Below are 11,673 nucleotides of genomic sequence, written 5' to 3' on the forward strand. Positions count from 1 at the left end.
CCATGGGGTGGTGGGGGGGCCCGTTTTTTTCGGGGGGGCCCCCCAACCCCCTGTGCCGCCCCCCACAACTCACTTTTCGGCTTCCGAAACTCCGGATTCGGCCGCAAGAACTACCGATTCGGCGGGCGATCTCACCAGGGGACGTCGAAGTCGGCCTCGTCGGAGACCCGAGCCGCCTGGCCGGCGTACTCGACCACGTCGCCGACGCGGAGCTGGCGACCCCGGCGGAGCTCTGTCTCGCCGTTGACCTTCACCTCGCCGGCGGTGATCGCCGGGCGCGCCTCGGAGCCGGTCTCGACCAGGTTGGCCAGCTTCAGGAACTGACCGAGGCGGATGACCTCGTCGTTGATGGGTACGTCGAAGGGCTCGCTCACGCCCTCATCCTCCCCCGCCCACCGAAGCGTCACAAATATCGGCCGAGGCGTCAGCTGCGTCGGCCGACGTACGTGACGCCTCGGCCGACCTGAGTGACGTCTCGGCCGACGTACATGACGCCTCGGCCGACCTGAGTGACGTCTCGGCCGACGTACATGACGCCTCGGCGGGTCAGGACACCAGGACGGCGATGGTGTGGATGATGACGCCGACGAGGCCACCGACCAGGGTGCCGTTGATGCGGATGAACTGCAGGTCGCGGCCGACGAAGAGCTCGATGCGGCGGGCGGCCTGCTTACCGTCCCAGCGCTGGATGGTGTGGGTGATGACGGTGGTCGCCTCGCGGCCGTAGCGCTTGACGACGTAGACGGCGACGTCGGAGGCGAGCGCGTCGTAGCGGCGCTGGAGGGTCTCGTCGAGGACGACCTTCTGGGCGTAGCGGACGACCTCGTCCAGGGCGCGACGGCGGACGACGCCCTCGGGGTCGCGCAGGGAGTTGGTCAGCGCACGGCGCAGCGCGTCCCAGATGGAGATGGCGGTGTTGATGACACCGGGGTGGTCGAGCACGCGCTCCTTGAGCCGCTCGGCGCGCTCCATGGTGGCCTCGTCGTGCTGGAGGTTGTCGGCGAGATCGGCGAGCATCGTGTCGATCGCCTTGCGGGCGCGGTGCTCGGGGTCGTCGCGGATGTCGGCGATCCAGCGGACCAGCTCGACATGGATACGGGCGGTCACCGGCTCACGCAGCACCTGCGGCGTCCACCACGGCGCCCGCTCACCGAGCACCTCGGTGACGATCTCCTCGTTCTCCTCGAGCCAGCCGTGCAGCTCGACCAGCGCCAGGTCGACCAGGCCGTGGTGGACGCCGTCGTCCAGCGCCGCCTGCAACGTGCCGCCGAGGAGGGGCGCGATCTGCTCCTCCCGCAGACGAGGCACGAACCCGTCCTGGATGATCTCGACGATGTGCCGGTTGTTGATCCGGGACAGGCCGTCGGCGACCACGGTGGAGACCTCGTCGACGACCCGCTTGGCGTTGGGCTCCTCGGAGAGCCACAGCGCGAGCCGCAACGACGGCATCGCGACACCGAGCCGCTCGCGGATGGTCTCCTCCTGAAGGAAGTTGTCCTGGACGAACTCCTCCAGGCTGGCGCCGAGCTCGTCCTTCCGCTTCGGGATCAGTGCGGTGTGGGGCACCGGCAGCCCGAGCGGGTGGCGGAACAGCGCGGTGACCGCGAACCAGTCGGCCATCGCGCCGACCATCGACGCCTCGGCGCCGGCGTTCACGAACCCCCAGAACCCGTCCATACCCAGGGTCAGCAGGTAGACGATGGCGGCCACGACCAGGAGCCCGGTGGCGACGATGCGCATGCGGCGCAGTGCCTGGCGGCGTACGACATCGGCCTCGGTCTCGACCATCAGGCCGCCGATGCCGGCGCCCCCAGGAGAACTCATGGGCTCCATTGTGCCGGGTCGCCCCACGCATCGCCCCTGCAACACCAGGCGGCAACACCAGAACCGAGTTTCTATAGGTTACTCACGGGTCAGCCCACAGGTGGGTTACAAAGCGCCTAAGGGCGTCACCGATCCCTTCCCCTGGTCGTTGGTGTGGGCGAGAGTGCCTCTGGGGAGGCACACGTCCCACCGAGGAGATACATGTCGTCGCACAACGCGGACGGTGTGGGGTCGCATCTGTTCGACTCGTCGAGGAGCGCTATGTCGTTGACCACCGCCGCCAAGGTGGAGGTTCTCAGCGTCCTCGTCCGCGCCGGCCGGGAGGCCCGCGCCCCACTCACCCCGCACGACTGCAACACTGTGGTCGAGACCAGCGCCCATCTCGCCGAGATCGCGCCCACCCTTCCCGAGGGCACGCCCGGCGAGCGTGCCCGGGCGACCCGCTCGGCGATGGAGCTGTTCCTCTCCGTCGACTGCCCACAGCTCGCGCCGGAGCTCCGCGAGGAGCTCGCCCGGGCCGTCGAGCACGTGGTCGTACGTCATCCGGCGACCGCCGCCTAGAGCAACAGACTTTCAAGCACCGCCTCCCTCCGAGCAAAAATGCCGTCGTGGCCCCACGGGCCGCGGCGGCATGCTTCTATTGAGGGGGAGGTAGTTGCATGACCATCGTCAGAGCCGCAATCAGCCAGACCACCTGGACCGGGGACAAGGCCTCCATGCTGGACAAGCACGAGGGCTTCGCGCGTGACGCCGCCGCGCAGGGCGCCCAGGTGATGTGCTTCCAGGAGCTCTTCTACGGGCCCTACTTCGGGATCACCCAGGACAAGAAGTACTACCGCTACGCCGAGCCGGCCGACGGCTCCGTGGTGCAGCGCTTCGCGAGCCTGGCCAAGGAGCTGGGCATGGTGATGGTGCTGCCGATCTACGAAGAGGCGGAGGTCGGGATCTACTACAACACCGCCGTGCTCGTCGACGCCGACGGCACCATCCTCGGCAAGTACCGGAAGAACCATCTGCCGCACGTGGAGAAGTTCTGGGAGAAGTTCTACTTCCGCCCCGGCAACCTGGGCTACCCGGTCTTCGAGTCAGCGGTCGGCAAGGTGGGGATGTACATCTGCTACGACCGCCATTTCCCCGAGGGCTGGCGCGAGCTCGGGCTCAACGGGGCCCACATGGTCTTCAACCCGAACGCCACCAAGCCCGGGCTCTCCAACCGGCTGTGGGAGATCGAGCAGCCAGCCGCCGCCGTCGCCAACGGCTACTTCGTGCTCGCGCCCAACCGGGTCGGCCTCGAGGACAACGAGTACGGCGAAGAGGCGGTCAACTTCTACGGGATGTCGCAGGTCGTCGACCCCCGCGGCAACTACGTGGGCGAGCTCGGCTCGGGCGAGAAGGAGGAGCTGCTCGTACGCGACCTGGACATGAACATGGTCCAGGAGATGCGCGACGACTGGCAGTTCTACCGCGACCGGCGGCCGGATTCGTACACCGCCATCCCCCGACCCTGAGGAGGCCCGCATGACCACCACGCTCATCACGGGCGGCACGGTCGTCTCCGCGACCGGGCGCACCCAGGCCGACGTGCTCGTCGACGGCGAGAGGATCGTCGCACTCATCGCGCCTGGCGCCAGCCCGTTCGGGACCATCACCGCCGACGTGACCATCGACGCAACCGGGAAGTACGTCATCCCCGGCGGCGTCGACGCCCACACCCACATGCAGCTGCCGTTCGGCGGCACCAACGCCTCCGACACCTTCGAGACCGGCACCCGGGCCGCGGCCTGGGGCGGCACCACGACGATCATCGACTTCGCGGTGCAGCGCTACGGCGAACGCGTACAGGACGGCTTGGCGCACTGGCACGAGCTGGCGGCCGGCAACTGCGCGATCGACTACGGCTTCCACCAGATCATCGGCGGGGTCGACGACGACGCACTCAAGGCGATGGACACCCTCGTGGACGAGGGGATCACCTCCTACAAGCTGTTCATGGCCTACCCGGGCGTCTTCTACTCCGACGACGCCCAGGTGCTGCGGGCGATGCAGAAGGCGACCGACCACGGTCTGCTGACCATGATGCACGCCGAGAACGGCCCCGCGATCGACGTGCTCGCCGCGCAGCTGGCCGAGTCGGGGAAGACGAGCCCCTACTACCACGGCATCGCGCGGGCCTGGCAGATGGAGGAGGAGGCCACCCACCGCGCGATCATGCTCGCCGACGTGACCGGTACTCCCCTCTACGTGGTGCATGTCAGCGCCAAGCAGGCCGTCGAGCAGTTGGCGGCCGCCCGCGACCACGGCAAGAACGTGTTCGGCGAGACCTGTCCGCAGTATCTCTACCTCTCCCTCGAGGAGCAGCTCGGCGCGTCCTCGGAGGAGTGGGGCGAATTCGAGGGTGCCAAGTGGGTCTGCTCGACACCGCTGCGGTCGCGCGCGGAGGGCCACCAGGACGCGATGTGGCAGGCGCTGCGCACCAACGACCTGCAGATGGTCTCCACCGACCACTGCCCCTTCTGCATGAAGGAGCAGAAGGAGCTCGGCAAGGACGACTTCCGGGCCATCCCCAACGGGATCGGCTCGATCGAGCACCGCGTCGACCTGCTCTACCAGGGTGTGGTGACCGGGCAGATCACCCTCGAACGGTGGGTCGAGCTGATCGCGACCACCCCGGCACGGATGTTCGGCCTCTACGGTCGCAAGGGCGTGATCGCGCCGGGCGCCGACGCCGACATCGTCGTCTACGACCCGGCCGGTCACACCTCCATCGGCGTCGGGGAGGGCAGGACGCACCACATGAACATGGACCACTCCGCCTGGGAGGGCTACGAGATCGACGGCCACGTCGACGTGGTGCTCTCGCGAGGCTCCGTCGTCGTCGCCGCCGACGAGTTCAAGGGCACCAAGGGCCACGGCCGTTACCTCAAGCGCGACCTCTCCCAATACCTGGTGTGACGTCATGGACTTCGGTGTCGTCCTCCAGACCAACCCGCCCGCCTGGCGGGTCGTCTCGCTGGCGAAGCAGGCCGAGGCGTACGGCTTCGACTACGCGTGGACGTTCGACAGCCACCTGCTGTGGATGGAGCCGTACGTCGTCTACAGCCAGATCCTCGCCGAGACCCGCACGATCAAGGTCGGTCCGTTCGTGACCAACCCGGCGACCCGCGACTGGACGGTGACCGCGTCGGTCTTCGCGACCCTCAACGAGATGTACGGCAACCGCACCGTGTGCGGCATGGGTCGCGGCGACTCGGCGGTGCGGGTGCTCAACGGGAAGCCGTCGACGATCCGGGAGATGCGCGAGGCCACCCGGGTGATCCGTGAGCTGGCCAACCGGCGGCCGGTCGAGGTCAACGGCACCACGCTGCAGTTCCCGTGGGCCAAGCGCTCCGAGCTGGAGGTGTGGATCGCCGCCTACGGCCCGCTCGCGCTGAAGGCGGCCGGCGAGGTCGGCGACGGGTTCATCCTGCAGCTCGCCGACCCCGACATCACCGAGTGGATGATCGCAGCGGTCAAGAAGGCTGCCACCGACGCCGGCCGCGACCCGGAGTCGCTGACGTTCTGCGTGGCTGCCCCTGCGTACGTCACCGACGGGTCGGCCGAGGCACTCGACCATGCCCGCGAACAGTGCCGGTGGTTCGGCGGGATGGTGGGCAACCACGTCGCCGACATCGTGGCCAAGTACGGGGCTTCGACAGGCTCGACCACCGTGGTCCCGCAGGCGCTCACCGACTACATCGAGGGCCGCGAGGGCTACGACTACAACGAGCACGGGCGGGCCGAGAACACCCACACCCGGTTCGTGCCCGACGAGATCGTCGACCGGTTCTGCCTCCTCGGCCCGGTGGAGGAGCAGGTCGCCAAGCTCGAGCAGCTCAAGAGCCTCGGCGTCGACCAGTTCGCCGTCTACCTGCAGCACGACGCGATGGACCAGACACTCGCCGCGTACGGCGATCTGGTGATCCCGCGAGTGAATCGACCGGTAACCGCAAAGGCATGAGCACGCGATTTCGTTGACTGGGGCATGAGAATGTAACGAAAACGTAGCCCTCGGCCTGATATACCGTCGTAATCAGTATCCCGGATCGGCGGCGACCCCGTCGCTCCCGGCGTAGAGTGAGCAGCCAGATCCATGTCCATCCACGCACCCCAGGGGACAGCCTTGACCAGTGCCAGCGACGCCCGCGCGTACGACCTCGACCGATCCCACGTCTTCCACTCCTGGTCCGCCCAGGGGTCGCTGACGCCGCTCGTCATCGCCGGCGGGCAGGGCTCGCGGGTGTGGGACGACTCGGGGCACACCTACCTGGACTTCTCCTCCCAGCTGGTCAACACCAACATCGGCCACCAGCACCCCCGAGTGGTGGAGGCGATCAAGAAGCAGGCCGAGACGCTGACCACGATCGCACCCTCGACAGCCAACCTGACTCGCGGCGAGGCCGCCGAGCGGATCACCGACATCGCGCCGGTGGGCTTCAACAAGGTCTTCTTCACCAACGCGGGTGCCGACGCGGTCGAGAACGCGATCCGGATGGCCCGGATCCACACCGGCCGCGACAAGGTGCTCTCGACCTACCGCTCCTACCACGGCAACACCGGCGCCGCGATCGTCGCGACGGGTGACTGGCGGCGGATCCCGAACGAGTACGCCCGGGGCCACGTCCACTTCTTCGGCCCCTACCTCTACCGCTCGGAGTTCTGGGCGACCACTCCGGAGCAGGAGGCCGAGCGCGCACTGCACCACCTGCGCCGGGTCATCGAGGCCGAGGGTCCGGCGTCGATCGCGGCGATCCTCCTCGAGACCATTCCCGGCACCGCCGGGATCATGATCCCGCCGCCGGGCTACCTCCCCGGCGTCCGGGCGCTGGCCGACGAGTTCGGGATCATGCTCATCCTCGACGAGGTCATGGCCGGCTTCGGCCGCACCGGCGAGTGGCTCGCCCTGGACGCCTACGACGTCGTCCCCGACCTGATCACCTTCGCCAAGGGGGTCAACTCTGGCTACGTACCGGCCGGCGGGGTGATCATCTCCGACCCGGTCGCGGCGACCTTCGACGACCAGGTCTTCCCCGGTGGCCTCACCTACTCCGGCCACCCGCTCGCGATGGCGTCGATCGTGGCGACCATCGAGGCGATGAACGAGGAGGGCATCGTCGACAACGCCGCGACCATCGGCACCGACCACATCGCCCCCGGGCTGGCCGCACTGGCCGAGAAGCACGACGTGATCGGCGAGGTGCGCGGCACCGGGGTCTTCTGGGCACTCGAGCTCGTCGCCGACCGCGAGACGCGGGAGCCGCTCCCGGCGGCGACGATGGGCCGGATCAAGTCCGACCTCATCGCCCGCAACCTGATCCCCTTCACCATGGAGAACCGCATCCACGTGGTGCCTCCGTGCGTCGTCACCGCCGACGAGGTCGCCGAGGCGATCTCGATCTACGACGACGTTCTCGGCTCGCTGTAACACTCAAAGGACGCATGACATGACCGATCTCCCCATCCTCGACCACTGGATCGGCGGGGCCACCAACCCCGGCACCGGCACCCGCCTCGGCGACGTCTACAACCCCGCGCTGGGCACCGTCCAGAAACACGTACGCTTCGCCTCGGCCGCCGACGTCGACACCGCCGTCACGGCGGCGAAGAAGGCCTACGACGAGTGGAGCGAGACCTCGCTGACGCGGCGTACGGCCGTGCTCTTCAGGTTCCGCGAGCTCCTCAACGCCCGCAAGGGCGAGCTCGCCGAGATCCTGACCGCCGAGCACGGCAAGGTGCTCTCCGACGCCGCAGGCGAGATCGCCCGCGGGCTCGAGGTCGTCGAGTTCGCCTGCGGCCTCTCCCACCTGCTCAAGGGCACCGTCTCCGAGCAGGTCTCGAACGGCGTCGACGTGACCACGCTCAAGCAGCCGCTCGGCGTGGTGGGCATCATCAGCCCGTTCAACTTCCCGGCGATGGTGCCGATGTGGTTCTTCCCGATCGCTATCGCGGCCGGCAACACGGTGGTGATCAAGCCCTCGGAGAAGGACCCGACCGCGTCGAGCTGGATCGCCGAGCTGTGGGCCGAGGCGGGCCTGCCCGACGGTGTCTACAACGTCGTCCACGGCGACAAGGAGGCGGTCGACGCGCTCCTGGACAACCCCGACGTCGCCTCGATCTCGTTCGTCGGCTCCACGCCGATCGCCCGATACGTCTACGAGCGCGGCACCGCCGCCGGCAAGCGCGTCCAGGCGCTCGGCGGCGCCAAGAACCACATGCTCGTCCTGCCCGACGCCGACCTCGACCTGGTCGCCGACTCGGCCGTCAACGCCGGCTTCGGATCGGCCGGTGAGCGTTGCATGGCGATCTCGGTGGTGCTCGCCGTCGACTCGGTGGCGGACACCCTGATCTCGAAGATCACCTCGCGAATGGCCACGCTCAAGACCGGCGACGGCACCCGGGGAACCGACATGGGCCCGCTGATCACCGGGGCCCACCGGGACAAGGTGGCGAGCTATGTCGACGTGGCGACCGCCGATGGCGCCGAGGTCGTCGTCGACGGTCGAGGGATCGAGGTGGACGGCGACCCGAACGGCTTCTGGGTCGGCCCGACGCTCGTCGACCGGGTGCCGACCACGTCGACCGTCTACACCGAGGAGATCTTCGGCCCGGTGCTCTCGGTCGTCCGCGTCTCCGGCTACGAGGAGGGCCTGGAGCTGATCAACTCCGGCCAGTTCGGCAACGGCACCGCCATCTTCACCAACGACGGCGGCGCCGCGCGCCGGTTCCAGCGCGAGGTGCAGGTCGGCATGGTCGGTGTGAACGTGCCGATCCCCGTGCCGGTCGCCTACCACTCCTTCGGCGGCTGGAAGGCGTCACTGTTCGGCGACGCGAAGGCCTACGGTCCCGCGGGCCTGGACTTCTTCACCCGGGAGAAGGCCGTCACCACCCGGTGGCTCGACCCGTCGCACGGCGGGATCAACCTCGGGTTCCCGCAGAACTCCTAGCCGGCTCAGTAGTCGTAGTCGTCGTCGGGGCCGACCGCGTCGAGCTTCTGCTCGGCGTAGTCGGCCTCGTCGACGTCGTCCGGTGTCGAGGTGACCGTCTCCTCGGCGTCCAGGGGCGCCTCGTCGTCGACGGTCTCCCGCACGACGTCGGTCGCCTGCTCCTCGAGGTCTGCTTCTGCTGCCTGCTCGCTCATCTAACCTCACTCAGATCGATCGATGTGCTCGGTCTCAAGTAGACCACCGGCACGCAGGAGCCGCCACGACCCAGCTGGGTCAGTTGCCTCAGCGCCGGCGGGGCGCGCCCAGGGCCAGCCTGAGATCCTGCTTCAGGGTGGTGTAGGCCTCCTTGGGCTGCTTGTTCACGTCCCAGAGCAGTGCGTAGCCCTGTCCTTCGAACCAGCCAGGTACCCAGGAGTGGGTGTCGTCGATGCCCCAGACCGTGAACGAGGTGCAGGCGCGCACGGCGAGGCAGGCCTGGAGCATCTGCGAGAACTCGTAGGGATGGGCGAAGAGCGCCAGATCGTCCGTCGGGACCTGGGTCTCGGCGGAGTCGACGAAGGTGCGTACGTCGGCCTCGGTCACCGCGACCTTCAGGCCCAGGTCTGCGTAACGCTGCAGGTCGGCGCGGAACCGCTCGCCCGAGAAGCCGTACTGGGTGTCGAGGTGGCCCTGGTTGCCGATCCCGTGGATCGGCACACCCTGGGCAAGGAGCTCCTTGGCCCAGTTGTAGACCGCGGTCGACTTGGCACTGTTCCCGTCCTCACCGGCGATGTTGTAGTCGTTGTAGAACAGCTGCGCCTTGGGGTCGGCCGCATGGGCCCAGCGGAAGGCGTCGGCGACGATGCCGGTGCCGAGGTGCTTGATCCAGAAGTTGTCGCCGTTCATACCGTTGGGGAGCGGGTTGGGGCTCCAGGAGTCGGCGAAGAACTCGTTGGCGACGTCCCACTGGTAGACCTTGCCGCGGAAGTGCGTCACCTCGTCGGTGATGTGCTTCTCGAGGAGCCCGCGAAGCTCGTCGGTGCTGATCGTGCCGTCGTCGACGCCCTCGGTCAGCCAGGCCGGGTTCTGGTTGTGCCAGAGCAGGGTGTGGCCACGCACCTTCTGGCCATGGGCGCGGGCGAAGTCGACGACCTCGTCGGCACCCGCCCAGTCGTAGGTGCCGCGGGTGGGCTCGACGGTCTCCCACTTCATCTCGTTCTCGGGAGTGAGGCTGGAGAACTCGTCGGCGGCGATGCCGGCGAGCACGTCGTCGGCCAGCACCTCGGGGTTGACCGCGACACCGACCCGCAGGCCGATCTCGGAGGCGTAGGAGCGGAGCGAGTCGGACGGGGGATGGAACCCTCGCGGCTCGGCGTGGGCGGTGGACGACGCGACGAGGGCGACGGTCGAGGCTGAAGCGATGGCTGCTGCCAGGTGGCGGATCTTCACGGTGCCTCCAGACGATGGATGTGATCGGCATCACAGACTGGCCTTACTGAGGCCCGACTGTCAATCGTTGTCGATAACGTTTTCTGAAGACGCGCACAGAAGCCCGCTCCCGACTACGATCCGATCCATGCGCACCGAGACCTCTACCCGCGAAGCTCCCGGATCGACGTGGGCCCGCAGCTATGACTACACCGCCCGCGCGCTCGTGCGACCACGTTCCGTGGAGGACGTACGCGACCTGGTGCTGCGCGAGCCACGACTGCGCGCGCTGGGGTCTCGGCACTCCTTCACCGATCTCGCGGACACATCGGGGGTGCTGGTCTCTCTCGACGCGCTGGAGTCCACGCCGAGCCTGACCGGGGAGGTCGTGCGGGTGCCCGGCGGAACGCGCTACGGCGAGCTCGCCGCCTGGCTCCACGAGCGTGGACGGGCCTTGCCGAACCTCGCCTCGCTCCCCCACATCTCCGTGGCCGGAGCGGTCGCGACGGGCACGCACGGCTCCGGGGTCGGCAACGGGTCGCTGGCCACGTCCGTGACCGCGCTGGAGATCGTCGACGGCAGGGGCGAGCTGGTGCGCTTGGAGGCCGGGTCCCCCGACTTCGCCGGGGCCGTGGTCGGCATCGGCGCGCTCGGCATCGTGACCCATCTCGAGCTGGCGACGTCTCCGACCTACCAGGTCCGGCAGACGGTCCACGAAGGTCTTTCCTACGCCGACCTGCGAGAACACCTCCCCGAGATCCTCGGCGCAGCCTATTCCGTGTCCGTCTTCACGCGTTGGGGCGACGAGCCGGACGGCTCCGTCGGCCGGGTCTGGGTGAAGTCACGTACGCCGACTCCGGATATCCCCGGGACCCAGCTCGCGACCCGGCCGCACCATGTCATCCCGGGTCTCGACCCGGCACCGTGCACCGAGCAGCTCGGGGTGCCGGGGCCGTGGCACGAGCGGCTGCCCCACTTCCGGCTCGACTTCCAGCCGAGCGTCGGCGCGGAGCTGCAGAGCGAATACCTGGTGCCCCTGGATCGCGCTCAGGAGGCCGTCGACGCCGTCAGGTCGCTCGCCGAACGGATCCGGCCGCTGCTGCAGGTGGGCGAGATCCGCGCGGTCGCCGCCGACGACCTGTGGCTCTCCCCCGCCCACGGCACCGACATCCTGGCGCTGCACTTCACCTGGCTGGCCGACCCTGTCGGCGTGGGCGAGCTCCTGCCCGAGCTGGAGCGGCGGCTTCCCTCCGGCACCCGGCCGCACTGGGGCAAGCTCTTCGCCACCGCGGAACCCGGGGCCGGCTTCCCGCGCTGGGACGACTTCAAGGACCTGGTCCGCCGCTTCGACCCGGACCGACGGTTCTGGAACGCCTGGCTGGCGCGGGTGCTCGTCTGACCTGGCCGGGGTAGTCCGGTAGCGAACTGCCTATTACCGGCGGGTATATGGGCAGTTCGCTAC

General features: G+C 68.5%; 11 protein-coding genes. 7 read left to right on the forward strand and 4 right to left on the reverse strand.

The genetic code is table 11. The features are described 5' to 3' along the window. Nucleotides 1-131: 131 nt before the first annotated feature. Nucleotides 132-374 carry an RNA-binding S4 domain-containing protein gene (locus ACFVDI_RS27750; protein WP_378912111.1) on the reverse strand — a complete coding sequence of 81 codons (243 nt, stop codon included), beginning with the start codon at nucleotides 372-374 and terminating at the stop codon, nucleotides 132-134. A gap of 172 nt (nucleotides 375-546) precedes the next feature. After that, nucleotides 547-1,824 (reverse strand): DUF445 domain-containing protein, encoded by a 1,278-nt coding sequence (locus ACFVDI_RS27755; protein ID WP_378912112.1) that lies wholly within the window; start codon nucleotides 1,822-1,824, stop codon nucleotides 547-549. Nucleotides 1,825-2,085: 261 nt separating this feature from the next. On the opposite strand from ACFVDI_RS27755, the gene ACFVDI_RS27760 reads away from it, so the two are divergent. The 6 genes from ACFVDI_RS27760 (at nucleotide 2,086) to ACFVDI_RS27785 (ending at nucleotide 8,804) form a co-directional block, all read left to right on the forward strand. After that, nucleotides 2,086-2,385: a hypothetical protein gene (locus tag ACFVDI_RS27760; protein WP_091050916.1), complete on the forward strand. Its 300-nt coding sequence runs from the start codon at nucleotides 2,086-2,088 to the stop codon at nucleotides 2,383-2,385. A gap of 98 nt (nucleotides 2,386-2,483) precedes the next feature. Beyond that, nucleotides 2,484-3,332 carry a nitrilase-related carbon-nitrogen hydrolase gene (locus ACFVDI_RS27765; RefSeq protein WP_378912113.1) on the forward strand — a complete coding sequence of 283 codons (849 nt, stop codon included), beginning with the start codon at nucleotides 2,484-2,486 and terminating at the stop codon, nucleotides 3,330-3,332. Between the two features lie 10 nt (nucleotides 3,333-3,342). After that, the gene (hydA, locus tag ACFVDI_RS27770) at nucleotides 3,343-4,776 is read left to right on the forward strand and encodes a dihydropyrimidinase (protein WP_378912114.1); all 1,434 of its coding nucleotides are present in this window, start codon (nucleotides 3,343-3,345) and stop codon (nucleotides 4,774-4,776) included. A 4-nt stretch (nucleotides 4,777-4,780) separates the two neighbouring features. After that, nucleotides 4,781-5,821: a TIGR03842 family LLM class F420-dependent oxidoreductase gene (locus ACFVDI_RS27775; protein WP_378912115.1), complete on the forward strand. Its 1,041-nt coding sequence runs from the start codon at nucleotides 4,781-4,783 to the stop codon at nucleotides 5,819-5,821. Between the two features lie 162 nt (nucleotides 5,822-5,983). Further along, complete coding sequence (locus tag ACFVDI_RS27780) at nucleotides 5,984-7,285, forward strand: aspartate aminotransferase family protein (RefSeq protein WP_378912116.1); 1,302 nt, start codon at nucleotides 5,984-5,986, stop codon at nucleotides 7,283-7,285. Between the two features lie 19 nt (nucleotides 7,286-7,304). Continuing rightward, a complete protein-coding gene (locus ACFVDI_RS27785) occupies nucleotides 7,305-8,804 on the forward strand; it encodes a CoA-acylating methylmalonate-semialdehyde dehydrogenase (RefSeq protein ID WP_378912117.1) in 1,500 nt (499 codons plus the stop codon). A 5-nt stretch (nucleotides 8,805-8,809) separates the two neighbouring features. Here ACFVDI_RS27785 and ACFVDI_RS27790 read toward each other — a convergent pair whose 3' ends face one another. Together ACFVDI_RS27790 and ACFVDI_RS27795 are read right to left on the reverse strand one after the other, a co-directional pair. Further along, a complete protein-coding gene (locus tag ACFVDI_RS27790; protein WP_378912118.1) occupies nucleotides 8,810-8,998 on the reverse strand; it encodes a hypothetical protein in 189 nt (62 codons plus the stop codon). A gap of 88 nt (nucleotides 8,999-9,086) precedes the next feature. After that, the gene (locus tag ACFVDI_RS27795; protein ID WP_378912119.1) at nucleotides 9,087-10,232 is read right to left on the reverse strand and encodes an endo-1,4-beta-xylanase; all 1,146 of its coding nucleotides are present in this window, start codon (nucleotides 10,230-10,232) and stop codon (nucleotides 9,087-9,089) included. Nucleotides 10,233-10,359: 127 nt separating this feature from the next. On the opposite strand from ACFVDI_RS27795, the gene ACFVDI_RS27800 reads away from it, so the two are divergent. Beyond that, nucleotides 10,360-11,610 (forward strand): FAD-binding protein, encoded by a 1,251-nt coding sequence (locus tag ACFVDI_RS27800; RefSeq protein ID WP_378912120.1) that lies wholly within the window; start codon nucleotides 10,360-10,362, stop codon nucleotides 11,608-11,610. Nucleotides 11,611-11,673: the final 63 nt, after the last annotated feature.

The organism is Nocardioides sp. NPDC057767, from assembly GCF_042798275.1.
In the GTDB taxonomy this organism is placed as follows: Bacteria; Actinomycetota; Actinomycetes; order Propionibacteriales; family Nocardioidaceae; genus Nocardioides.

Bases quoted from the DNA above. Each gene is read 5' to 3' on its own strand.
- ACFVDI_RS27755 (WP_378912112.1), bottom strand. From the start codon at position 1,824: ATGAGTTCTCCTGGGGGCGCCGGCATCGGCGGCCTGATGGTCGAGACC.
- ACFVDI_RS27760 (WP_091050916.1), top strand. From the start codon at position 2,086: ATGTCGTTGACCACCGCCGCCAAGGTGGAGGTTCTCAGCGTCCTCGTC.
- ACFVDI_RS27765 (WP_378912113.1), top strand. From the start codon at position 2,484: ATGACCATCGTCAGAGCCGCAATCAGCCAGACCACCTGGACCGGGGAC.
- hydA (WP_378912114.1), top strand. From the start codon at position 3,343: ATGACCACCACGCTCATCACGGGCGGCACGGTCGTCTCCGCGACCGGG.
- ACFVDI_RS27775 (WP_378912115.1), top strand. From the start codon at position 4,781: ATGGACTTCGGTGTCGTCCTCCAGACCAACCCGCCCGCCTGGCGGGTC.
- ACFVDI_RS27785 (WP_378912117.1), top strand. From the start codon at position 7,305: ATGACCGATCTCCCCATCCTCGACCACTGGATCGGCGGGGCCACCAAC.
- ACFVDI_RS27790 (WP_378912118.1), bottom strand. From the start codon at position 8,998: ATGAGCGAGCAGGCAGCAGAAGCAGACCTCGAGGAGCAGGCGACCGAC.
- ACFVDI_RS27800 (WP_378912120.1), top strand. From the start codon at position 10,360: ATGCGCACCGAGACCTCTACCCGCGAAGCTCCCGGATCGACGTGGGCC.